Origin of the sequence: Nocardia vinacea NBRC 16497 (genome assembly GCF_000308835.1) — a bacterium.
In the GTDB taxonomy this organism is placed as follows: domain Bacteria; phylum Actinomycetota; class Actinomycetes; order Mycobacteriales; family Mycobacteriaceae; genus Nocardia; species Nocardia vinacea.
In genome coordinates, this window is the sequence record NZ_BAGN01000037.1 from 1 (window position 1) to 24039 (window position 24039).

Here is a 24039-nt window from a genome sequence, read left to right on the forward strand (position 1 = left end):
GCTCTATCCCCTGAGCTACGAGGGCTGAACTGGTGGCGCGGGGGCGCCGGTTGGGACGACCGGGAGTCTACCGGGTCGGGGGCGGGTGGGTCGCATCGATTTGGTCGGGGGCGTGATGAGGTCTGGATCGGTTTGAGGGTTGACCGAGGTCGGGCTGCTGTCTGAGACTGTTGGTGCGGTCGATTCGGCGCGGCTCGCGAGTGCGCCGAGTGTGCGACTCCGGAGATGTCGACCCCGCGGTCGCCTCTGGTGGGGAGCCGACCTCCGCCGGGCGTCGGCCCCCGGCGTGAGGTCGGCTTCTGCCATCCGTCAGGGTTTTTCGGTACCGACGGCGATGATGTAGTCGGCCCACGGGCTCGGAGCAGCAGACCGGGGCGGCTGAAGGTGGCGCGCAGGACTGGGTTCACGAGGCGTACGGAAAGTAAACCGTCTCAGACAATGACATGTGGTCAAGGGCTGTATTCGGGGTCTGGTTACTCCAGTCGGATCGGCCTGCGCGCACGTGGGCAACTCCGCTCGGATCGGCCCGCGCTCAGCCGGGCCGTCAGAACCCGCCGTCAGAACCCGCCGTCAGAACCCGCCGTCAGAACCCGCCGTCAGAACCCGCCGTCAGAACCCGCCGTCAGAACCCGCCGTCAGAACCCGCCGTCAGAACCCGCCCCCGTCGAACCCGCCCCCGTCGAACCCGCCCCCGTCGAACCCGCCCCCGTCGAACCCGCCCCCGTCGAAACTTCCGCCGTCGAACCCGCCGCCGCCCGAGTTGTACCCACCTTGATCGTCGGAGTACCCGCCCTGATCACCCGAGTCGTTCCCTTGATCCCCGCCCGTCGCATCGAGCGCGTCCTGATACCCCTCGCCGTAACCACTTTCGAACCCCTGCGCGTCATACCCCACCCCGGACATTCCGGAGAACAATGACGAGAACAGCAGCGCCGAACCCAAACCCCAAGCGCCGCCGATCAATGCGGGCCGCCACCACGGCTCGGAGTACCAGCCCGCGGGCACCGGCCGCCCCGCGACGCGCCCGCCCGGATAGTAATTCGGCGTTTCCGTGGAGGGATTCGGCGAAGCAGCGACGTCACGGCCCTCGTATTCGACGACGCGCTTCTCGGTGACCCGCCCGGCGATGTCCTGGCCGTCCAGCGCCGGAATCACCGGGCCTGGATCCATCAACATCGCGGTGCGCGCCGCGCGGATGTAGTACATGCCCTCGACCGCGGTCTGCTTCGCCAGCCGCGCTTGCGCGGGCGTGCGGGCTTGCTCGATCTGCGAGCCGGCCGCGATATGCCGCTCCGAAGCGTCGGCGAGTGCCTGCTTAGCCGCCTCATTGCTGCCGGTGAGGTTGTAGACCTGACCCGCGAGTCGCTCGATCATCTGCCTGGCGTCGGCGGCCGCATCGTCGAACTTCTGTGCCGCGCGCTGTTTGCTCTGTTGCGTCTGATAGATGACGTAGGCCGCCGCGAGCAGGATCGCAACGCCGATCAGTATCCACAGCATCGCTCGCGCCCCTTTCGGCATCGATCCAGGTCGCCCCGAGTTTACTGGGGGCTTGCTGAGACTCGGCTGAGCTTCGCGGCGGGCGGTGACCCGCCGTGTCTATTGTCCAGCGAACTGCCGGGCGATGACCAGACGTTGGACATGGTTGGTGCCCTCGAAAATCTGCATGTCCTCGGCCTCGCGCATAGGTCGCGCGCGCCGAATCCACGGCGGCGGCCATACCGGCGAGCACGAAATCGAGGCCTTGGTGGTCGATGATGTGGCGGCCGGAGCCCCGTTTCCTTGGCATAGACGACGGCATCGTCGAGGACGCGCTGAGCGAGGCCCGTCGCGGCCACCGCAATGTCGACCCGAGCGCAGAGCGCTGAATGCGATCGAAAGTCTTTGTCCCACAACAACTATCATGCTTTCAGTGGACCGCGGCGCCCCGACGGTGCAACTCGGCCGCATCGAATCCGGCATTCGCTTCGGAAGGCTATATGCGCCGATGGTTCGTGCGCCCCGCGCCGTCCGGAAAGGTTCCGGGTGTCTCGGATTCGACCACGCGTGGCTCGAGCACCTTGTCGGCGATATCTCGAGTGAGCTCGATCGGGTCGCGGGCTTCGGCGTCGGGAGCATCGGGTCAACAGGCATGTCACCTGTGCACCCGGATGGCGCCGCGACACGACAGGGTGGTCGGGTGTGTCCAATTGGACACAGCTCGGCCGCCCAAATCGGGCACTGCGCTCGCGCGCGAGTAAATGGCACGTCCGCAATCAGCGGCAATTGAACTCCGCTGTGCGAAACTTGGCCCCGCCACAGTTGACCATTTCGAGCGACCTGCAAGTAGTCGCCACGGTCGCACTCCTCACCCTCGGAGGACTGTCCATGAAGAATTCTGTTGCGCCACTGGAGTTACCCGAACCGCTGGTCATAACGCTCGGAAATCTCAAAGGCGGCGTCGGCAAGACGACATCAGCGTTTTTCTTGGCCTCATATTTCGCGCAGGTCCACGAATTGCGCGTGCTCGTCATCGACGCCGACCCGCTCAGTCAGACCGGATATTCCTGGTATCGGCGGCTGCTCAGGGGCGGCATCGAGGTGCCGTTCAAACTGATCGCCTTCCCGTCTCGGCATGTCGACGACTGCATTACCGATAATGCCGGGAAATTCGATGTGATCATCGTCGATGCCGGTGGCGAGTCGGCCGAGATATTCAAGGCCGCCATACCGCAGAGCGATGAGCTGATTCTGTTGACCAGTGTCAGCCCATCGGAGGTCAAGCGGGTGCCGAGTACCTATAAGGCCGCCGAGGAGGCCGCGGCGGATAGCGGCCGCGAGATCCGGGTCCGGGTACTGATGACCAAGGTGCCGGTGACGATGAAGAACGGTGTGAATGTCTCGACCGAATACCGCACGCAGCGCGGAAATCTGGAGGATGCGGGCTATGACGTATTCGAATCCTATTTGAGCGCGTGGAAGTGGTATCGGGAGGCGGCCGACGGAGAGGTCGGCGAGGGCGCCGAGAATCCGATTATGGATCTCGGTGAATATCGGCAGGTCGGCGAGGAGTTGGTGAGCCCGTACCGGGTCGCGGTGGAGGTGCCTGCCTGATGCCTCCGCAGCGTAGGAAAGGTTCCATCGGTAAGGGCTCGATCGGCGGCGCGAATCCGTTGGCGGATAGTGCCGAGCACACGCCGCCGGTATCGCCGCTGCGGGATGCCGAGTGGCGAACGGGTCCGCTGAGCGCGGCGTCGTTGGAGGTGATCGCGCCGGCAGTCGAGGCGAATGTATTGACGATGCCGCTGCCCGCGCCGAACGAAACCGCGCTGGACGGGCCGCTCGACGATCGCGAACAGGCTCAGTTGACGGCCTGTGAATCCTCGATCGACGGCCTGCGGGTCGCCTTCTGGTCGGCCGGACGTGCGCTGCAAATCGTGCGCGACGGTCGGCTCTACCGGGATCGGCACGCGAGCTTCGACGATTATGTGGAGCAGCGCTGGGATATGCAGCGGTCATACGCGCACAAGTTGATTCGAGCCTGGCCGCTCGCCGCCAAATTGCATCCGGTCGCCCCCACAATCAATGAGGGGCAGGTTCGCGAACTGCTGCCGGTGGCCGCCCAGCACGGCGAAGATGCGGCGGTCACCGTGTACACCACGATCGCCGGTGTCGACGATGTGAAGGTCACCGCGGGCAAGCTCCGCGAGGCCGTCGCGCTGCTGCCCGAGCGGTTCGACAAGGCCGAGGTGGTCGGATTGCTGCAGGCATGGCTGCGCGGGGAGTTGCGGGATCAATCGAACGAGCGGGCCGTCGATCTGTTCGCCGCGGTGGAATCGCGGTTCGCCGCGCTGACGCGACGAGTTGTCAAGGGCTCGAACAATGATCCGGCGGCGGCGCGCGAATTCGCCGCGAAACTGCGAACTCTCGCCGAACAAATCGAGGAGCAGATCATCGCCTGAGCCATTTTTGGTGTCGGAATGCCCCGTTGCGGAAGCGGTTCCGCTGCGGGGCATTTCGATTTAGTTACACTTTTGTTATCGTCAATGCGCGTGTCGTGTCGCATAATTGGCGCGGATTGCGCGAAATATGGCGCTCGGATCCGCTGGACTAAAGATCACCGTGATGGTTTTCGAATTCATTCGAGGTCTTGGTGAAGTCCTACACGCCAATGCAATGCGGCGTCGCACGGGCCGGCCAGGAACTTCGATAAGAGCATCGGAGGACCGGATCATGGCATCAACTACGGAGGGTCGATATTCTCGTTTCCTGCGGCGCGTGCTCCCATGGGCCGTCGGCGCGGGAGTCATCGCAGGCGCGGCCATCGCCGCGACACTGCTCGCAGGAGGTCAGGCGTCAGCGCAACCGCTGACCATTCCGGGTATCGGGACATTCGAAGTCCCGGACCAGATTTCGATTCCCGGCATCGAAGTTCCGACGGATGGGCCTGCATTGCCCACTCCGATTCCTGCGGTAGCGGATTCCGTCGCACCTTCGGAAATCGCGCCAGCTGAAGTTCCGGGGAAGGAACCTTCGGCACCACTCGCGGTTCCCGATGTGGAACTCGATGTGCCCCTCGGCGTTCCGAGTAATGAACTTTCGATTCCACCGACTATTCCAGGTGTGAAGTTCTCCGCGCCCCTTGCGTTTTTGAATATCGAGCGTTCGGCACTTCCATTGATTTCCACTATTGAGGTTGCTCCTTCGTGTGATGCGCCCGTCGCGACACAGGGCAAGGAACTTTCGGCTCCGCTGACTGCTCCGGGTTCCGCGCTCGCGGTGCCGCTGCGGGCTCTGGGTGTCGAGCGTTCGGCGCTTCCGCTGATTCCCGCGGTTGAGAATTACATCGCTCCTTCGGGTGCGGCGCCCGTCGCTATACAGGGCAAGGAACTTTCGGCACCGCTGACTGCTCCGGGTTCCGCGCTCGCGGTGCCCCTGCGGGCTCTGGGTATCGAGCGTTCGGAACTCCCGCTGATTCCCGCGGTCGAGCATCCGGTCGCTGTCCCGGAGATCGCGCCAGTCGAGGCCCGCGGGAAGGAACTTTCGATTCCGCTGGCGGTTCCGGGTGTCCGAATCTCGATACCCGTCGGGGTTCTCGGGTGGGAGCGGTCGGCTCCGCTCGCGATACCTGGCGCGGAACGGTCTGCGCCGGGGGCGGAGCGCGCACTACCCTTGGTGATTCCGTGGGGCGAACATTCGACGGCTCCGGTGCCGGCCGGGGTTCCCGGCCCTGAGCCTCCGGCGCTCGCGACGATTCCGGGGACCGGGATTACGGTGCCCGCAGACATGTTCCGCGGCGAAATCGCGTACCTCAGCGGTCTTCTCGGCATCAAGCCGCCGATCTCGCCACCCGCGCCCGCGGTGGCGCCGGAACGCACGCACGGTGCGATCGCCGTCGACGCGGCACGCGGCAAGGTCGGCACCGGATACAGCATGGGCGCGACGGGTCCGGATGCCTTCGACTGCTCCGGGCTGGTGCAGTGGTCTTATAAGCAGGCCGGAGTGAAGGTGCCGCGGACCAGCTATGAGCAGCTGTCCGCGGGCACCCCGGTCGCCCGGGACGAGCTCGAGCCCGGTGACGTGGTGTCCTTCTACGACGGCGGCCACTCGGCCCTCTATGCCGGTGACGGCAAGGTCATCCACGCCTCGACTTATGGGACCGGCGTGATCATGTCGCCGATGTCCTCGATGCCCTACGCGGGCGCCCGTCGGTACTGACCGCGAAAGAGTCGCACCGACTGAACCGATGAGCTCGAGCGGACCGGTCTGTCGGCGGCCGTGCAGGGGTGTCGCCATCGGGCCGGTCCGAAGGGCCGTTCCATCTGACGCACCATAGTCCTATTATCTGCGTATGAATGCAGATAGCGAGCCACTGCGGCTGCCGATTGCGGAGGACCAGGTCGGACTGATCGTCGAGGTCTTCCGCATGCTGGCCGACTCGACCCGGGTACAGATCCTGTGGGCGCTGGTCGACCGGGAGCTCTCGGTCAATGATCTGGCCGGTTATATCGGTAAACCCAGCCCCTCGGTATCGCAACATCTGGCCAAGCTGCGCATGGCTCGTCTGGTCCGGACCCGCCGCGCCGGAACCACCATCTTCTACAGCCTGGAGAACGAACACGTCCGCCAGTTGGTCGTGGATGCGGTGTACAACGCCGAACATGCGAGCCCCGGTGTACCTCCGCATCACCGCGGCGAGGGGTCCATACGCGAATTGCCTGCTCGGGATCAGGCGGTGGCGGAATGAGTCACGAGCGCGATCCTGAACGCTGGCACAGTACTTCGCACGGTCACCACCACGGACACACGCACGGCGCGGACCACGACCACGGACACGCGCACTCGGGCGGCGCGGACCATGACCATGACCATGCGTACTCGCACGGTGCGCACCATGACCATGATCATCCGGGTGGATTGCGCGGTGCGCTGCGCGAGATCTTCGTACCGCACAGTCACGACGCCGCCGACAGCATCGACGGTGCGTTGGAGTCCAGCGCCATCGGGATCCGCGCGGTGAAGATCAGCCTGGCGGTGCTCGGGCTGACCGCTGTGCTCCAAGTATTGATCGTGCTGGCTTCCGGTTCTGTCGCGTTGGCGGCCGACACCATTCACAACTTCTCCGATGCACTGACCGCGGTGCCGCTGTGGATCGCATTTGCCCTCGGTCGGCGGGCGGCGACGCGGCGCTATACCTATGGATTCGGGCGGGCCGAGGATCTGGCCGGGTTGTTCGTGGTTGCGATGATCACGTTGTCCGCGATCATCGCCGGGTACGAGGCGGTGCGCAGGCTGATCGATCCGGTGCAGATCCAGCATCTGAGTTGGGTTGCGGCGGCGGGACTCATCGGGTTTGTCGGCAACGAGACCGTCGCGCTGTATCGGATCAGGGTCGGGCGGCGGATCGGTTCGGCGGCGTTGGTGGCCGACGGATTGCACGCGCGAACGGACGGATTCACCTCATTGGCGGTGTTGATCGGTGCTGGTGGCGTCGCGCTCGGCTTCCCGCTCGCCGATCCCGTTGTCGGACTGCTGATTACCATCGCGATTCTGGCTGTACTGCGCACGGCCGCGCGAGATGTGTTCCGCCGCTTGATGGATGGCGTCGAGCCCACCCTGGTGAGCACCGCCGAGCAGGCGCTGGTCGCCGAACCCGGTGTGCTCGGCGTGCGCAGTCTTCGAATGCGCTGGATCGGCCACCGTCTGCACGCGGATGTCGAACTGGATGTCGCCCCGAGCATCACCCTGGCCGACGCGCACCGCCTGGCCCACGGCGCCGAGCACACCCTCACCCACGCCGTGCCCAAACTCGACACCGCCCTCGTCCACGCCTACCCCGCCCACTCCGCAGGCTGACCGATCGTCGAGCGTAGTCATATGGCGGTTCTCGGCCGGGTGAACCGCCATTCGACTCGCCTCGCGATATTGCGGCCCAGCCTGGTCAACTGATGGCACCCGCCTGCTGATGAGATTGGCGAGCGGGCCTTCTGCGCGCCCTACTCTTGGGTAGCATCCCCGGTGTGATGTGGCTCATGGTCGGCAGGCCGCCGTAGCCACCGAAGAAAAGGAGTACCGATGTTGAGCACCATGCAGGACGAGCCGTTGTCGCTGGCGACGTTGCTGCGCTACGCATCGACGTTCATGGGCGATTCCACCGTCTCGACCTGGACCGGCACCGGCGTACGCACCATGACCTACCGTGAGCTCGGCGCCGAATCGGCACGCCTGGCAAATGCCTTGCGCGGCTTGGGAATTGGTGAGGGCGATCGGGTCGGCACCTTCATGTGGAACAACAACGAGCATATGGTCGCCTACATCGCGGTACCCGCGATGGGCGCGGTGCTGCACGCGCTCAATATCCGGCTCTTTCCGGAGCAACTCGTCTTCGTGGCCGATCACGCCGAGGACCAGGTTGTGATCGTCGACGGCACGCTGGTGCCGATGTTCGCCCAGTACCTGCCCAATCTGAAGACCGTCCGCCACGTCATCGTGGCCAATGGCGATGCCGCCGCGCTACAGGCGCCCGAGGGCGTCCAGGTGCACTCCTACGCCGAACTGCTCGCCGCGCAGCCGGATACGTTCGACTTCCCGGTGATCGACGAACGATCGGCCGCCGCAATGTGTTACACCTCCGGCACCACCGGTGATCCCAAGGGCGTGGTGTATTCGCACCGCTCCAACTGGTTGCACGCGATGCAGGTGTGCCAGCCGACCAGCATGGGCTTCTCCAACCGCGACTATGTGCTCGCCATCGTCCCGCTGTTCCATGCCAATGCCTGGGGCCTGCCGTATGCGGCGCTGATGTCGGGCGCGAATGTCCTGATGCCCGACCGCTTCCTGCAGCCCGGTCCGCTGCTGGAAATGATGGCCACCGAGAAGCCGACCTTCGCCGCGGCCGTCCCGACCATTTGGGGTGGCGTACTCGCCGGATTGGCCGCGAAGCCGCAGGACATCTCGCACCTGCGTTCGGTGGTCGTCGGCGGTTCGGCGGTGCCGCCGTCGATGATGCGCGCCTTCCAGGAAAAGCACGGCGTACGCATCCTGCACGCCTGGGGTATGACCGAGACGTCCCCGCTCGGCAGCGTCGCGCATCCGCCCGCCGGGGTGACCGGCGAGGACGAGTGGGAGTACCGCTTCACCCAGGGCCGTTTTCCGGCGAGTGTGCAGGCCCGCCTGGTCGGAGATAACGGCAGCGTGGTTCCCAATGACGGAGAGTCGCTGGGCGAGTTGGAGGTTCGTGGTCCCTGGATCACCGGGTCGTACTACGCCCCGGACGGCGCGGTGATCGATCCCGACAAGTTCGACAATGGCTGGCTGCGTACCGGCGATGTCGGCAAGATCAGCCCGGACGGCTACCTCACCCTGGTCGACCGCTCCAAGGATGTCATCAAGTCCGGCGGCGAATGGATCTCCTCGGTCGATCTGGAGAATGCGGTCATGGGCCACCCGGCCGTCGCCGAGGCCGCGGTCATCGGTGTGCCGGACGAGAAGTGGGACGAGCGCCCCCTCGTCGCGATCGTGCTCGCCGAAGGCACCGAGGCCAAACCGGAGGAACTGCGCGACTTCCTCGCCGACAAGTTCGCCAAATGGCAACTGCCGGAACGGTGGACTTTCATCGCGGAGGTCCCCAAGACCAGCGTCGGTAAGTTCGACAAGAAGCGCCTGCGTGCCCAATACGCCGACGGCGACCTCACCGTCACCACGCTGTCCTAGCGCGCCAAGCCCCGCCTCACCACTTCAGCATCGGCAGTGGTGAGGTGGGGTGCGTCCGGATTCGTTCAGCGGCCAGTTGGACCAACCGGCGGTGGAAGCCCTTGTCCGGGTACCGCTTCGCCAGTTCGCGGTAGGTTGAACGAGGTATCCCGAAGCGACCGAGCAGACCGTATTCGACGTCGATGGCATCGGCTCGGCGGAAGATTTCGATCGGGTCGGTGTCGACGCCTGCCGGGCGAATCTTGTGGTGGTCGTTGATCATTGCGACGACCAGGTCCGCCAAGTCGGCGCGGTCGATCTGATCGAGCCATTGCAGTGCGAGGTCCGCAGAGGGTGCCAGGTAGTCGAAAGTGCCCGCGGTCCAGATCCCCAGATCGTGAAAGGCCGCGGCGGTGCGGAACTCCTCGCGGGTGCTGGGCAGGCTGCCCGAGCCACTGTCGAGCAGATCGCACAGCTCCAGCACACGCAGCACATGGTTGGTGTACGCACCGCGATCCGAGCCGAGTTGCGGCAGCCAGGGATGCAGCCGCCGATCGATCTCGTCGCGAAGATCGTTGCCGCTCATGCCTGCTCACACTACGCGCGACCCCGGCGCGGCCGGAAAATCCGTGCCGCGCCGAGGTTTTGCGATGCTGATCAGCAGTTGCGCAGTTCGGGGCTCTGGTTCAGCAGTTGGGCGCGAGTCCCGATGAAGGTGGTGTATGTTTCGCCGCCGACGGCGGCGATCGGGAAGGCCGCGACGCGGTGGCAGTTCTGGAAGGCGAGCTTCACCTTGAAATGGCGTTCCAGGCCGCCGCGGATGGCGTCGGAGGCCATGGCGCGCAGTAGTTGTCCACGGGCCACCTCATCGGGCGGGGCAACGACATTATCGGCGTATTCGACTGTGCCGGAATGCAGCTCACCGGCCACCCGGCTGACGACCTCCCAGGCATACGGGAGGGAGACCCGCACGACCTCGACGAAGTCGGCGTCGTCGACCTCGCCGCGTTCGGCGCGTTCGAGTAGGGCGGTGGGAACATCGAGGGACATAGCGCTCTCCTGACCTGGATGGCTGTTGCGATGCTCCTCGATTCTAAACGGAAACTGTTGTCAACAAGACTGGATTCGTCCCGAAAGTGCTGTGGTCAGCGCGGTTTTCGCATCAGCGGCCAGGGTGCGGACCAGTTCACCAGCCGGTAGCTCGGGTGCCAGCGGGTGGGTCTGGCCAGCCCACATGTTCACATCGTCCGGATTGCCCGCCGCTCGTGCCGCCGTCCGCAACGGCGCTGTGGCGTAATGGATTTCCGGATAGGCGGCCGGTGCTGTCGCGGAATGTTCGTCCATGAACCGATTGCGCAGGCCGCGCGCCCGGCGGCCGGTGAAGGCGCGGGTCAGCATGGTCGGGGTGTCGGTGCCAAGCGCGGCGCGATGCACAGGATTGGTGCCCGCCTCCGGCGAGCGCAGGAAGACGGTCCCGAGTTGCACGGCCGCCGCGCCGGCCGCGAGTGCTGCCGCGATGCCTGCCCCCGTGGTGATGCCGCCGGTGGCCACGATCGGCCGGTCGACGGTCGCGCCGAGGATCTGCAGCAGTGCGAGCAAGGTGAGTGGATCGGTGGCATCATCCGCGACACGATCGATGAAGGTGGCGCGATGCCCGCCTGCCTCCGCGCCCTGGGCGATCAACACATCGGCACCCGCCTCGACCGCGATGTGACCTTCGGCGGCCGAAGTGACCGTCACCCACACTTCCGAACCGGCCTCGTGCAATCGGGCGACCTCGGCGGCGCTCGGGCAGCCGAACGTGAAGGTGACCACCGCGACGGGCGCATCGATCAGCAGCTCGAGCTTGGCGTCCCATTCGTCGGTGTCGTACTTCGGCACGCCGACCTCGTGGGTGCGCCCCAACTCGGCGAGATAGTCGGCGAAATCCTCGGGTGCGGCGGCGGGGCCAGGGGTGAAGAGGTTGACGCCGAACGGCGCGGTGGTCAGTTCGCGGGTGGCCGCGAGTCGCGCCGCGGTGTCGGTCGCGGTCAGATATCCGGCGGCCAGCAGGCCGAGGCCGCCCGCCGCGGAGACCGCCGCGGTCAATTCCGGCGTGGACGGTCCGCCCGCCATCGGCGCCAGCACGATCGGAACGCTCAACTCGTTGAGGATCACGGGTTCAGTGTGGCGCATCGGTCACGGCTCCGTGATGCCGACCCGCATGTCTGACCAGGCCTTAAACAGGAATTTTGCCCGAGAAGGTTGCGGAATGGTCACGACGGGGTAGAGTTCCCGTCACGACGGATGCCGAAACGTTACAAACTTTTCGAAGCCGTTGAGCCACTGTAGGTCGAGCGCTAGGACCAGCTTTGTCGCAGCATCGGGTAGGCCCCAGTTCTATAACCGTCATGAGCCTCATCGGCGACGGCGTGGTGGGTCGGCCGACGCGGCATCGCGCCGAGCCGTCGACCACCGACCGGGTGAAGGTCGCGGCTGGCGCCGCGGTCGCCGCCGGCGCCCTCATCGGCACCGCAGCCCAGGTCGCGCCTGCCATTGCCGCCCCGCTCCTGCCGGGTGCGCACGACGGGGACGAGGAAGCCGCCGCGCCCATCACGTTCAAGGGCACGGCGGAATTACCTGTCGAAGAGGTCAAGGCCGCCGCCCCGGTCGCCGAAGTCGCGCAGGCCGACGCAGCCACTCCGGTGGCCGCGCCGATCGCGGACGCGGTCGCCAATCCGTTCGGCATCAGCAATCTGCCGCCGGAGATCGCGGGCCCGCTGGCCCAGGTCGAACAGGTCCTCAAGGGCGCCCAGCAGCAGTTCGCCCCGGCACCCGCGGTACGTCCGGTCGCCGGTGAGATCAGCTCCGGATTCGGTTCCCGCTGGGGCGAATTCCACTATGGCCTCGACTTCGCCGATCAGCTCGGCGCGCCGATCCACTCGGTGAGCAGCGGCACCGTCATCGAGGCGGGCCCGGCCTCCGGTTTCGGCCTGTGGGTGCGGGTCCAGCAGGACGACGGAACCATCGCGGTCTACGGCCATGTCAACGAGATGTTCGTGCACGCCGGGCAGCATGTGAACGCGGGCGATGTCATCGCCACCGTCGGCAACCGCGGCAATTCGACCGGACCGCATCTGCACCTGGAGATCTGGGATCAGGGCGGCAACAAGGTCGACCCGATGCCGTACTTGGCAGCCAAGGGTGTCCCGCTGCAGTGGGGCCCGTCGGCGCACTGATTTTCTTGCCCGGCTTGATAATCCGACGATCACAACGGTCCCGTGGGGACCGTACGGTCGTTAGGCTCAGGCGATGAGTGCGCTGGGCGATATCTTCGAGCCTGGATCACCGCATGGGCGGACCTACGCCGTGCTGGTGCATCATCCGCGATCCAGCCTGGGCGAGGTGGCCGAATATCTTGGCGTCTCGAAGGAGACCGCCGCCGCATCGCTCGAGGTATTGACCGACCTGCAGGCCGCGGTCAGTCAGCTGTCCGCCGACGGCGAGGCCATCTGGGATGCGCACGCCCCCGAATCGCTGTCCGAGGCCGAGGCGCGGCGCAGGCAGCACGAGATCAACCAGATGCACGCCGCGGCCGCGCGACTGAGCGAGACGTTCCGATCGGTGCGCCGCTCACCGCGCACCAATGGCGCGATCGTGCCGGTTTTCGAACGCCTGGAGATGCTCGCGGATTTCGAGGAGGTCCAGACCTCGGCCCGCAACACGGTCAAGGTGATCGAACGCGGTCCCTATCTCAGCGATCCGGAACGCGAGCGACAGCTGTTCCTGCTCAAGCGCTCTCGGATCGGTGACGGTATTCGCTACCAGACGCTATATCAGGACACTATTTACCAGGATGCGGAAAGGTTGCGGCACGCGCTGTCCACCAATGCCAGTGGGGCACAGGCGCGCACCTTGCCCGAACCGCCGTTCAAGCTGATCATCAGTGATGACGAGCGGGCGAGCCTGGTCCTGCACGCGGACGAGCGCCGCCCGGATCCGATGGGTCTGCGCATTACCGGATCGCCCGGATTGCGGTTGCTGGTGAAGACTTTCGATGTGCTGTGGTCGCTGGCGGCGCCGATTTCGGTGAATCCGTCCGCCGACGAACTCGACGAGCGGGATAAGGCGATTCTGACCCTGATGGGCCTGGGTGCGACCGATGACACCATCGCTCGCCGACTCGGTATGTCGCGTCGAACCGTGGTCCGGCGCACGGCGCGGCTGCTGGAGCGGCTCGGCGCGAGCACCCGGTTCCAGGCGGGCGTGCAGGCGACCAGGCGAGGATGGCTATAGCTCGAGCAAGTGAACGCTCGAGTGGACAACGTAGGACGAATGCTGAACGATCAGTGTCCCGGGATGTTTGAGGGCTTGTGTCGCAACGGATTCGGAGGTAGCACCACGCACTCCGTATTCGCGGATAGTTAGCTCTCGCCAATACGATTACCCGATTGCGTTGCGTAGGAGCGAATGCGGCGGCGGAATTCCGTGTGCGGTTGTTCGACTCTGCCATGTGCTAGATGTGAAAGGCGAATGGTTGGGAATGGATAGAGCGAGTCGATCTGTTCGGACCAACCGTCGGCGCCGAGCCGGCACCCCACTCTTCGGTCAACTGCTCACCGCCGCCGTCGAATCCGCCGCCGATGCGGTGGCGGTTCGCTTCAACCCGACCGGTGATCCGGCCGACCAACGCGAGTTGACCTATCGCGAATTCGACGAGGCGTCCTCGCGGCTGGCCTGGGAACTCATAACACGCGGCATCGGCCCCGGTGACATTGTGGCTACCGCGCTGGCCCGATCGGTCGAGTCCGTTCTCGCGGTGTGGGCGATCGCGAAGACGGGCGCGGCCTATGTCCCGGTGGATCCGGCCTACCCCGCGGAGCGGATCGCGCATATGGTGTCGGATTCCGGCGCTGCGCTCGGCCTGACCACTGCGGCGCATCGCGCGGTGCTGGGCTCATCGGTTGATTTGGGCACATCGGTCGATTGGATCGAACTCGATGATCCAGTGGTGGCCGCGCAGATCGCCGCGCAGCCGGAGCGGCCCGTCTCCTATGCCGATCGGGTTCGGCGCCTCGACGAGCGGCATCCGGCCTATGTCATCTACACCTCCGGCTCCACCGGACGACCGAAGGGCGTCGTGGTCACGCACGCCGGGTTGGCCGGGTTGGCCGCGAACGGTCAGCGGTATGCGCTGACGGGCGATTCACGGGTGACGCACCTGAGTTCGCCGAGCTTCGACTTCTCGCTGATGGAGATGCTTTTCACGTTCTCGGCGGGGGCGACTCTGGTGATCGCGCCGCCGACGGTATTCGGTGGTGTCGAGCTCGCGGATCTGCTGCGCCGGGAACGGGTTACCCATCTGCTGATCACCCCGGGTGCGCTGGAATCGGTCGATCCGGCCGGGTTGGACGAACTGCGGGCCGTGGTGGCCGGTGGCGACAGGCTCGGTGTCGAACTCGTCGAGCGCTGGGCGGGGGACGGGCGGGCCGTCTTCAATGCCTATGGCCCGACCGAGGTCACGGTCATGGTCACGACCGGGCAGATGGAACCCGGCGCACCGGTCACCCTCGGCGGCACCGTCGCCGGGGTCGGCGCCTTTGTGCTCGATTCGCGCTTGCGGCCCGTGCCTTCGGGCGTTGTCGGCGAGTTGTATCTGGGCGGACCCGCGCTGGCGCAGGGCTACCTCGGACGGCCCGGACTGACCGCGGAAAGGTTCGTGGCCAGCCCGTTCGGTGCGGAAGCCGGTGCACCGGGTGCGCGGCTGTATCGCACCGGAGATCTGGTGCGGCGCACCGAAACCGGCGTACTGGAATACCTGGGTCGATCCGATTTCCAGGTCAAGATCCGCGGTCTGCGTATCGAACTCGGGGAGATCGACAACGCGCTCACCGCGCATCCGGATGTGGATTTCGCGGCCACGCTCGGCAAGACCTTGCCTTCGGGCACAACCGCGCTCGTCTCGTACGTGCTGCCACGCACCGATGCCGTCGTGGATACCGCCGAACTCGTCGCGACACTGGAGCGATCGCTACCCAAGTACATGGTGCCCACGGCCATTGTGGTGCTCGACGAACTGCCGCTGACGCCGGTGGGCAAGCTGGATCGCGACGCGCTGCCCGATCCGGTTTTCGAGGTGCGGGAGTTCCGCGCGCCGTCCACGCGGGAAGAGCAGGTCGTCGCCGAGGTGTACGCGGCGCTATTGCTCGCCGACGGCGTGGACGTCGGTGTCGATGACGACTTCTTCGAACTCGGCGGCAACTCGCTGCTGGCCGCGCAGGCCGCCGCGCGGATCGGCACCGCGCTGGGCACGCGGGTGCCGGTGCAGTTGGTATTCGAGGCCCCCGGAGTCGCCGAACTCGCGCAACGGGTGACAGTACTCGCGGCGTCCGGACATGCTTTGAGCGCGCAGCCGCGTCCGGATCGGATTCCGCTTTCGTACGCACAGCAGCGCATGTGGTTCCTGAACCGCTTCGACCCGACCAGCGGCGTCAACAACATTCCGCTGGCGGTGCGGTTGTCCGGGGTGCTCGACGTCGAGGCGCTGCGTTCGGCGGCGCGAGATCTGGTGGGGCGGCACGAGGTGCTGCGGACGGTGTATCCGGAGATCGATGGCGAGGGTATTCAGGTCGTATTGCCGATCGATGATGCCCGTGCGGTGCCGGAGCTCGAGATCGTGTCCGCGAGTGCGGCCGAGTTGCCCGACCTGGTCATCGCGGCGGCCGTCGCCGGTTTCGATGTCGCCGTCGCGCCGCCGATTCGACTACGTCTGGTGCGGCTCGGCGAATCAGAGCAGGTGCTGGTGTGCGTGGTGCACCACATCGCGGCCGACGGTTTCTCCATGGGGCCGCTGGCGCGGGATCTGATGACCGCCTATTCGATTCGATCGGGTGGTGCGCGCCCGCAGTGGCAGCCGCTCGACGTGCAGTACGCCGATTACGCGATTTGGCAGCGGGCGGTGCTCGGTGCGGAAGACGACGCGGAATCACTGCTGGCTCAGCAGATCGCCTTCTGGCGCACCGAATTGGCCGGACTGCCCGAGCAAATGGCGCTACCCACCGATCGGCCGCGACCGGCGGTGCTGTCCAGCCGCGGCGCCGTCTTCGCCTTCGAGATCGATGCCGAGGTGCATACGGCGCTCGAACGGATTGCCCGCGAACATCATTCGACGCTGTTCATGGTGGTGCACGCGGCGCTCGCGGTGCTGCTGTCCCGACTTGCCGGGACCACCGATATCGCCGTCGGAACCCCTGTTGCCGGTCGTGGGGATGCCGCACTCGACAATGTGATCGGAATGTTCGTCAATACGCTGGTGCTGCGTGGCGAGGTCGACCCCGAACTATCGTTCGACGATTTGCTGCGTAACTTCCGGCGGGCCGATGTGGCGGCCTTCGGACATGCGGATGTGCCGTTCGAGCGACTGGTCGAGCTGCTCGATCCGGTGCGCTCGATGGCGCGGCATCCGCTGTTCCAGGTGATGCTGACCTTCCAGAACATGGACCGGCCTGAACTGGAGCTGCCCGGCCTCACCATTTCCGGCATCGATCTGGGTGTCGTGCAGGCGAAGTTCGATCTCGAGCTGACCGTCGTACCGCGCGAGGACCATGGTGCGGCGAACGGTCTCGCGGCGTCGTTCACCTATGCCACCGACCTTTTCGACGAGGCGACGGTGGCCGGTTTCGCGCAGCGCCTGAATCGGGTGCTGGGCGCGGTGGCCGTGGATCCACACCGCGTGGTCGGGGAGCTCGAGCTGCTCGCGCCCGCTGAACGGCAGCGGATGCTGTGGGAGTGGAACGACACCGCGCACCCGGTGGTGCCGGAACTGCTGCTCGACGGATATCGCCGTGCCGTGGCGGCGCATCCGGATGCGGTCGCGGTGGCCTACGAAGGGACCGAACTGGCCCACCCGTCGCCCGACCACCACCCCCCAACGAGTCGCTACGCGACGCTGACGTATCGCGAGTTCGACGAGCGGGTCAATCGGCTCGCCCGGCTGTTGATCCAGCGGGGCGTTGGTGCGGAAGCGCTGGTGGGACTGGCGGTTCGGCGTTCGCTCGACCTGGTGGTCGGCATGTATGCGATCGTGACGGCCGGTGGTGCGTATGTGCCGTTGGATCCGGATCATCCGGGGGAGCGGATCGCGCATATCCTCGATACCGCCGCACCTGTCTGTGTGCTGACCACGACGGCTGATGCTGTTGAATTGGGCGATACGCCGGTTGTGTATCTGGATACCGTTGAGCTGTCGGCATTCTCGGGGGATCCGGTGCTGCCGGCCGAACTGCTGCGGCCGGTTTCGCCCGACAATCCCGCGTACGTCATCTTCACCTCGGGTTCCACCGGTCGCCCGAAAGGTGTTGCGGTCACCCACGCGGCCATCAACAACCAGATCGAGTGGATGCTCGCACACTATCCGCTCGGTCCCGATGATGTGTACCTGCAGAAGACCGCCACCACATTCGACGTATCCCTGTGGGGGTACTTCATGCCGTTGCGCGTGAATGCGAAGCTGGTAGTGGCCACGCCCGATGGTCATCGCGATCCGGCGTACCTGGCGGAAGCGATTGCCGCGCAGCGAGTCACCGTCACCGACTTCGTGCCGTCGATGTTGACGGTATTCGCTGCACATCTGACGCCCGGGTCCTGCCCGACACTGCGCGATATCTTCGTGATCGGCGAGGCATTGCCGCCGGAGACGGTGACCGCGATGCGTGCGGTATCGGATGCCGCGGTGCACAACCTGTACGGGCCGACCGAAGCGGCGGTGTCGATTACCGCATGGCGCGCGGACGCCATCGAGCAGACCACCGTGCCGATCGGCCTGCCGCAGTGGAATTCGCAGGTATACGTGCTGGATTCGCGATTGCGGCCGGTGCCCGCGGGGGTGGTCGGCGAGCTGTATTTGGCTGGTACGCAGCTGGCGCGCGGGTACGTCACGCGACCGGATCTCACGGCGGATCGCTTCGTCGCCGACCCGTTCACCACCGGGGCGCGGATGTACCGCACCGGTGATCTCGTCGTGTGGCGTGCGGAACCGCGCCGCCTGGAGTACTTGGGACGCAGCGACTTCCAGGTGAAATTCCGTGGTCAGCGCATCGAACTCGGCGAGATCGAGACCGCGCTACTCGCCCAGCCCTCGGTCAGCCAAGCCGCGGCAATGGTTGTGCAGTCGGGCGATCAGCTCGTCGGATATGTGGTGCCACAGCCGGGGCAGCAGGCCGAGCCGCAGGAATTGCGGACCGCGGTGGCCGAAGTGCTTCCGGCTTATATGGTTCCGGCCGCCATTGTGGTGCTGGCTGCTTTCCCGCTGAATACCAGCGGCAAGCTGGATCGCAAGGCACTGCCCGCGCCGACCTTCACCGCACGCGAGTTCCGCGCTCCGATCACCCCGACGCAGGAGATCGTCGCCGCCGTCTTCGCCGAGGTGCTGGGCATCGAGCGGGTCGGGCTCGATGACGACTACTTCGCACTCGGCGGTAATTCGCTGCTGGCTACCAGGGTCGTTGCGCGAATCAACGATGCGCTTGATACGAATGTCGCCGTGCGCGATCTTTTCGAGACTTCGACCGTCGCCGCACTCGCCGCCGGAATCATCCCCGGTGCGGGCCGTGCCGCTGCCGCGCGCGTACCGCTGACACGGACCGAGCGCCCGGAGCAGGTGCCGCTTTCCCTTGCCCAGCAACGGATGTGGGTGCTCAATCGGATCGATCCGGAATCTCCGGCATACAATCTGCCGTTCGCGATCCGGCTGACCGGCGAGCTCGATGTCGCGGCATTGCGCCTGGCCGTCGAGGACGTGCTGGCGCGGCACGAGGCGCTGCGCACCCGATTCCCCACGGCAGATACCGGTGGGCAGGCGTATCAGGAGATTCTGCCTGCCGGCGAGGTGCTGCCCGACGGACTCGAGGTCGAGACCACCACCGATGTGCTCGGTCGGGTCGTCGAGCTGGTGTCGGCCGGATTCGATGTGACCGAAGCTGTTCCGGTGCGGGCTCGACTATTGGCAGACGGGGACGAGTATGTGCTCGTTGTTGTGGTGCACCACATTTCGGCCGACGGTGCTTCGCTCGCCCCATTGGCTCGAGATCTGGTGACCGCCTATCTCGCCCGCGTGGCCGGTGCGGCCCCCGGCTGGTCGCCGCTTCCGGTTCAATACGCGGATTTCGCACTCTGGCAGCGCAAGGTCATCGGCACCGATGACGACGAGAACTCGGTGGCCGCAGGACAATTGGCGTACTGGCGTGCGCAGCTCGCCGGTCTGTCGAGCGCACCGGTGTTGCCGCTGGATCGTCAACGTCCGGTGGCGGCGTCGGGGCGTGGCGCATCGGTCGGGTGGACCATGCCCGCCGAGGTGCACGAGGGTCTCGTCCGGATCGCGCGTGAGCATCGATCCTCGGTGTTCATGGTGGTGCACGCGGCCCTGGCCGTCCTGCTCGCCCGGCTATCCGGTGGTTCGGATATCGCCATCGGCACGCCGATTGCCGGGCGCGGTCAACGGGCGCTGGACGAGCTGGTCGGCATGTTCGTCAATACGCTGACGCTGCGCACATCGGTCGAGCGCGGTATGGCATTCGACGAATTGGTCGAGCAGACGCGTGCGACGGATCTGGCGGCATTCGCGCATGCGGATCTGCCGTTCGAGCGGGTGGTCGAGGTGATCGCGCCCGGACGTCCGTTGTTCCAGGTGATGCTCGTCTTCCAGAATCTGGAACAGCCGAGTCTGGAGCTGCCGGGACTCACCGTCGCGGCGTTGGATGCGGGCGATGTCGTCGCGAAGTTCGATCTGCAGGTGGTCGTCGAACCGCGCCTACAGGCGGATGGGACGCCGGATGAGCTGGTCACGGTATTCACCTACGCCACAGAACTTTTCGAGGAATCGACGGTGCGCGGGCTCGGGCGCATGCTGGAGCGCATTCTGACCGCGGTCGTCGCCGATCCGGGCGTGCGCATCGGCGGCATCGATATTGTCGACGAGCAGGATCCGGTTCGCACCGCGACCGATGCCACGACCGCCACCGACGGCACCGAGCTGACCCACCTGCTGACTGCCGCGGTGGAGGATGATCCGGATGCGCCCGCACTGGTGTGGGGCGAGGAGGAAATGCCCTATCGCAAACTCGATGCCAAGTCGTCTCAGCTGGCCAGGGTGCTGATCGGGCGCGGTTGCGGTCCGGGGACGGGGGTCGCGATCCGGCTGGAGCGCGGTCCCGACTGGGCGGTGGCCGCGTGGGCGGTGCTCAAGACGGGCGCTGCGCTGGTACTGCTGCCTGCGGACGAGGCTCCGATACCGGATGAGCCATCGGTGCGGATCGGGTTGACCACCGAGGCAAGTCCGATCGGTGACGGCATCGAATGGCTGCGCCTCGACGACGCGGCGACCAGCGCCGAAATCTCCGCACAATCACTGCGACCGGTGAACCACGCGAATCGGACCGCGGTGCTCAGCGGGTCCGATCCGGCCCTCGTCATTGCCGCGACCGGGGTGCGGATGAGCTACGACGAGCTGGCCACCGCGGCCGATCGCCTGCGTGTCCGCACCGACCTGACCTTCGAATCGCGCACCTTCCAGCACGGCCGCTCCGATTCGGCGGCGACGCTGCTGGAGGTGGTGAGTGCCGGTGCCACCGGGGCGGGGCTGATCGTGGTGCCGGGTGCTGAAGACCTGGGTGCGTCGCTCGCCGAGGAGTGGGTGACGCATCTGATCGCCGATCGGGCCGCGCTGGCCGCCATCGATACGGCCCAGCTGGCGGATCTGCGGGCGGTAGTGCTCGAGCAGGGCACATCCGCCGAGGTCGTGGTGCCCGAATCGGCCGAGATCGTGCCGTTGGATGAGCTGCTGCCGGTGGTGTCGAGCTGAGTAGATGACGGTGCATGGGGGGTGATCGAGATGTAACGACAAAAGCTAGGAAGTAGTCCCGGAAATGCTCGGCTTGTTCGAAGGTGTGTTGGGATTCGCGCACGGTGCGCGACAGGGGGTCGGCGCATGACGCGGCCGAATCGCGAGCGGCCCAACCGGACTCGACGCCCGCGGATCAAGACCCTGCCGCAATTGCTCACCACCGCCGTCGAGGCCAATCCGGCCGGACCCGCGATCGTCTTCGCGGATGCCACAGCGACATTGGCGCAGTCGAGTTATGCCGAACTCGATGATCGGTCGAACCGATTGGCGCGCTTGCTGATCGAGCGCGGTATCGGGCCGGAGGATTTGGTCGCGGTCGGTATGCCACGGTCGGTGGAATCGATTGTCGCGGTGTGGGCGATCGCCAAGGCCGGTGCCGGATTCGTGCCCGTCGACCCGAACTATCCCGCCGATCGCATCGCGCACATGCTGTCGGATTCCGGTGCGGCACTCGGCCTCACCGTCGCGGCGGTGGACCTGCCCGACGGCCCGGAATGGCTCGCCATCGATACCTCGGACATCGCGGCATATTCGGCGGAACCGATCACCTACACGGATCGGATCCGGCAATTGCGCGCCGAGCATCCGGCCTATGTCATCTACACCTCCGGATCGACCGGAACGCCGAAGGGTGTGGTCGTCACCCAGGCCGGGTTGTCGAATTTCTGTGATGAGCAGCGCGAACGCTATACGCTGACCGCCGATTCGCGCACACTGCATTTCGCTTCGCCCTCTTTCGACGCGTCGGTATTGGAATTGCTGCTCGCACTGAGCCGGGGCGCGACCATGGTGGTCGCCGCACCGACGGTGTACGGCGGCGCGGAACTGGCCGCGCTGCTGCGCCGGGAGCGGGTGACCCACGCCTTCATCACCCCGGCCGCGCTCGCCTCGCTGCCCGCCGACGGGCTGGACGAATTGCGCGTCGTGGTCGCGGGCGGTGAGGCCTGCCCACCGGAGTTGGTGCAGCGCTGGGTATTACCGATCGCGGATGGCCGCACCCGGGAATTCTTCAATGGATACGGGCCGACCGAGACCACGATCATGACGAATATCAGCGCACCGCTGGTGCCGGGCGAACCGGTGACCATCGGTGGGCCGATCCGCGGGATCACCGAATATGTGCTGGACGAGGAGCTCGCGCCGGTGCCGGGCCGAGTCGTCGGCGAACTCTATATTTCCGGTGCGCAGGTGGCTCGCGGCTATCACGAACGACCGGGACTGACCGCCGCTCGGTTCGTGGCCGATCCGTTCGGTGAGCCGGGTTCGCGGCTCTATCGCACCGGCGATCTGGTGCGCTGGACGGCCGAGCGGGAGCTGGAATACCTGGGGCGCAACGATTTCCAGGTGAAGATTCGTGGCTTCCGGATCGAACTCGGTGAGATCGATGCGGTGCTCGCCGCGCACGACGCCGTTGACTTCGTGGTCACCATCGGTCACGAACAGGACAGCGGTGCGACGATTCTGGTGTCGTATGTGCGTGCTGTCGATGGGGTCGCCATCGATACCGCGGAATTGACCGAGTTGGCCGGGCGCAAACTGCCCGCCCATATGGTGCCGAGCGCCATTATGGTGCTCGATGAGATCCCGCTGACCCCGGTCGGCAAGTTGGATCGGCGGGCGCTGCCCGCACCGCAGTTGCGTACCAAGACCTTCCGCGCGCCGTCGGGGGCGATCGAGCCGGTAGTCGCCGAACTCTTCGCCGGCGTTCTCGCGCTCGATGTGCCGGTCGGTGCCGATGACGACTTCTTCGAACTCGGCGGCAACTCGCTGATCGGCACCCAGTTGATGGCGCGCCTCGGCGCCGCGCTGGATGCCAGGATTCCGGTGCGTCTGCTTTTCGAGACGCCTACCGTGGCTGGGCTGGCCGCCGCGGTGGCCGAACACGCGGGGGCGGGTGACCGCAAGGCGTTGGTCGCCGGTCCGCGTCCGGAGGCGATTCCGCTGTCGCTGGCGCAGCAGCGGATGTGGTTCCTGAACCGGTTCGATACCGGATCGGCGGCCTACAACATTCCGATCGCGGTGCGTTTGAGTGGCGCGTTGGATGTGGCCGCGCTGCAGGCCGCGGTCGCGGATCTGGTCGCGCGACACGAGGTCCTGCGGACGGTATATCCCCACACCGATGCCGGTCCGGTGCAGCTCATCCTGCCCGCCGACCAATCGGTGCCCGAGTTGACGGTCCGGACGGTTGCCGCCGAGCAGCTCGAATCGACTGTGCGCGAACTACTTTCGACTACATTCGAGGTAACCGCCGAGGTGCCGCTGCGGGTCGGCTTGTTCGAGGTCGATAACGCGCCTACCGAATTCGTATTGGCGCTGGTGGTGCACCATATCGCCGGTGACGGAACCTCGATGGGGCCGTTGACGCGAGATCTGATGACCGCCTATGCCGCACGGGCGGCCGGTTCCGCGCCCGGCTGGACACCGCTGCCGGTGCAATACGCGGATTACAGCATCTGGCAGCGCGAGCTGCTGGGTCGCGAGGATGATCCGGAGTCTTTGGCGGCCGGACAGATTGCCTACTGGCGGGACGAACTCGCGGAACTGCCCGATCAGCTGGATCTGCCGACGGATCGGCCACGGCCCCCGGTGCAGTCCTTCGCCGGTGGCAAGGTTCCGGTGCACATCGATGCCGAAACCCACCGCGCGCTGGTCGAATTGGCGCGCGTCGAGGGCGCGACGCTGTTCATGGTCGTGCACGCGGCATTGGCGGTACTGCTGGCCAGGTTGTCGGGCACCGATGACATTGCCGTCGGTACACCCATGGCCGGTCGCGGTGAGGCGGCGCTGGACGATCTGATCGGCATGTTCGTCAATACCCTGGTGTTCCGGACCCGAGTCGATGAATCCGCACCGTTCACCGAACTGCTCGCCCGGCAGCGTGAGACGGATCTAGGGGCCTTCGCCAATGCCGATGTGCCGTTCGAACGACTCGTCGAGGTGTTGAATCCGGTTCGCTCGACCGCGCGGCATCCGCTGTTCCAGGTGGGATTGTC

General features: G+C 66.0%; 14 protein-coding genes and 1 pseudogene. 10 read left to right on the forward strand and 5 right to left on the reverse strand.

The genetic code is table 11. The annotated features are described in order from the left end of the window. Window positions 1-648: 648 nt before the first annotated feature. Window positions 649-1497: a DUF1542 domain-containing protein gene (locus ON44_RS04440; protein ID WP_218007519.1), complete on the reverse strand. Its 849-nt coding sequence runs from the start codon at window positions 1495-1497 to the stop codon at window positions 649-651. Window positions 1498-1596: 99 nt separating this feature from the next. Beyond that, window positions 1597-1893: pseudogene (locus ON44_RS52310) on the reverse strand (acyl-CoA dehydrogenase family protein); the annotation flags it as partial. 471 nt (window positions 1894-2364) lie between these two features. Here ON44_RS52310 and ON44_RS04450 point away from each other — a divergent pair. The 6 genes from ON44_RS04450 to ON44_RS04475 all read left to right on the forward strand — a co-directional run bounded on the left by ON44_RS04450 (window position 2365) and on the right by ON44_RS04475 (window position 9189). After that, complete coding sequence (locus ON44_RS04450; protein WP_157187047.1) at window positions 2365-3090, forward strand: ParA family protein; 726 nt, start codon at window positions 2365-2367, stop codon at window positions 3088-3090. Beyond that, on the forward strand, window positions 3090-3938 hold the full coding sequence (locus ON44_RS46480) for a hypothetical protein (protein WP_051181505.1): 849 nt from the start codon (window positions 3090-3092) through the stop codon (window positions 3936-3938). Before ON44_RS04450 ends, ON44_RS46480 begins: the two co-directional genes overlap by 1 nt. 1324 nt (window positions 3939-5262) lie before the next feature. Next, window positions 5263-5694, forward strand: a complete 432-nt coding sequence (locus ON44_RS54375) for a C40 family peptidase (protein WP_040686523.1) — start codon at window positions 5263-5265, stop codon at window positions 5692-5694. A gap of 133 nt (window positions 5695-5827) precedes the next feature. Then, complete coding sequence (locus ON44_RS04465; protein ID WP_040686515.1) at window positions 5828-6223, forward strand: ArsR/SmtB family transcription factor; 396 nt, start codon at window positions 5828-5830, stop codon at window positions 6221-6223. Beyond that, a complete protein-coding gene (locus ON44_RS04470; protein ID WP_083897650.1) occupies window positions 6220-7332 on the forward strand; it encodes a cation diffusion facilitator family transporter in 1113 nt (370 codons plus the stop codon). The genes ON44_RS04465 and ON44_RS04470 overlap by 4 nt, the downstream gene beginning before the upstream one ends. Window positions 7333-7551: 219 nt before the next feature. Next, window positions 7552-9189: a long-chain fatty acid--CoA ligase gene (locus tag ON44_RS04475; RefSeq protein ID WP_040686516.1), complete on the forward strand. Its 1638-nt coding sequence runs from the start codon at window positions 7552-7554 to the stop codon at window positions 9187-9189. Between the two features lie 16 nt (window positions 9190-9205). On the opposite strand, the gene ON44_RS04480 is transcribed toward ON44_RS04475, so the two are convergent. The 3 genes from ON44_RS04480 to ON44_RS04490 form a co-directional block, all read right to left on the reverse strand. Next, on the reverse strand, window positions 9206-9754 hold the full coding sequence (locus ON44_RS04480) for a hypothetical protein (protein WP_040686517.1): 549 nt from the start codon (window positions 9752-9754) through the stop codon (window positions 9206-9208). A gap of 71 nt (window positions 9755-9825) precedes the next feature. Beyond that, window positions 9826-10218: an SCO5389 family protein gene (locus ON44_RS04485; RefSeq protein ID WP_040686518.1), complete on the reverse strand. Its 393-nt coding sequence runs from the start codon at window positions 10216-10218 to the stop codon at window positions 9826-9828. Window positions 10219-10278: 60 nt separating this feature from the next. Further along, window positions 10279-11343: a nitronate monooxygenase gene (locus tag ON44_RS04490; RefSeq protein WP_174414989.1), complete on the reverse strand. Its 1065-nt coding sequence runs from the start codon at window positions 11341-11343 to the stop codon at window positions 10279-10281. A 215-nt stretch (window positions 11344-11558) separates the two neighbouring features. Here ON44_RS04490 and ON44_RS04495 point away from each other — a divergent pair, with 215 nt between their 5' ends. From ON44_RS04495 to ON44_RS04510, 4 genes are all read left to right on the forward strand, one after another. Next, window positions 11559-12386: a M23 family metallopeptidase gene (locus ON44_RS04495; protein ID WP_051181512.1), complete on the forward strand. Its 828-nt coding sequence runs from the start codon at window positions 11559-11561 to the stop codon at window positions 12384-12386. 73 nt (window positions 12387-12459) lie between these two features. Beyond that, window positions 12460-13443, forward strand: a complete 984-nt coding sequence (locus tag ON44_RS04500; protein ID WP_040686519.1) for a helix-turn-helix domain-containing protein — start codon at window positions 12460-12462, stop codon at window positions 13441-13443. Window positions 13444-13690: 247 nt separating this feature from the next. Further along, entirely contained in the window at window positions 13691-21004 is a 7314-nt protein-coding gene (locus tag ON44_RS04505; protein ID WP_040686527.1) for a non-ribosomal peptide synthetase, read from the forward strand. Between the two features lie 126 nt (window positions 21005-21130). Next, window positions 21131-24039 (forward strand): non-ribosomal peptide synthetase (locus tag ON44_RS04510; protein WP_040686520.1); only part of this gene is annotated, 2909 nt, incomplete at its 3' end.

Excerpts from the sequence above, each read along its gene's own strand:
- ON44_RS04485 (WP_040686518.1), bottom strand. The coding sequence starts at position 10,218 with ATGTCCCTCGATGTTCCCACCGCCCTACTCGAACGCGCCGAACGCGGC.
- ON44_RS04465 (WP_040686515.1), top strand. The coding sequence starts at position 5,828 with ATGAATGCAGATAGCGAGCCACTGCGGCTGCCGATTGCGGAGGACCAG.
- ON44_RS04500 (WP_040686519.1), top strand. The coding sequence starts at position 12,460 with ATGAGTGCGCTGGGCGATATCTTCGAGCCTGGATCACCGCATGGGCGG.
- ON44_RS54375 (WP_040686523.1), top strand. The coding sequence starts at position 5,263 with ATGTTCCGCGGCGAAATCGCGTACCTCAGCGGTCTTCTCGGCATCAAG.
- ON44_RS04475 (WP_040686516.1), top strand. The coding sequence starts at position 7,552 with ATGTTGAGCACCATGCAGGACGAGCCGTTGTCGCTGGCGACGTTGCTG.
- ON44_RS04440 (WP_218007519.1), bottom strand. The coding sequence starts at position 1,497 with ATGCTGTGGATACTGATCGGCGTTGCGATCCTGCTCGCGGCGGCCTAC.
- ON44_RS04470 (WP_083897650.1), top strand. The coding sequence starts at position 6,220 with ATGAGTCACGAGCGCGATCCTGAACGCTGGCACAGTACTTCGCACGGT.
- ON44_RS46480 (WP_051181505.1), top strand. The coding sequence starts at position 3,090 with ATGCCTCCGCAGCGTAGGAAAGGTTCCATCGGTAAGGGCTCGATCGGC.
- ON44_RS04505 (WP_040686527.1), top strand. The coding sequence starts at position 13,691 with ATGGATAGAGCGAGTCGATCTGTTCGGACCAACCGTCGGCGCCGAGCC.
- ON44_RS04450 (WP_157187047.1), top strand. The coding sequence starts at position 2,365 with ATGAAGAATTCTGTTGCGCCACTGGAGTTACCCGAACCGCTGGTCATA.
- ON44_RS04490 (WP_174414989.1), bottom strand. The coding sequence starts at position 11,343 with ATGCGCCACACTGAACCCGTGATCCTCAACGAGTTGAGCGTTCCGATC.
- ON44_RS04480 (WP_040686517.1), bottom strand. The coding sequence starts at position 9,754 with ATGAGCGGCAACGATCTTCGCGACGAGATCGATCGGCGGCTGCATCCC.
- ON44_RS04495 (WP_051181512.1), top strand. The coding sequence starts at position 11,559 with ATGAGCCTCATCGGCGACGGCGTGGTGGGTCGGCCGACGCGGCATCGC.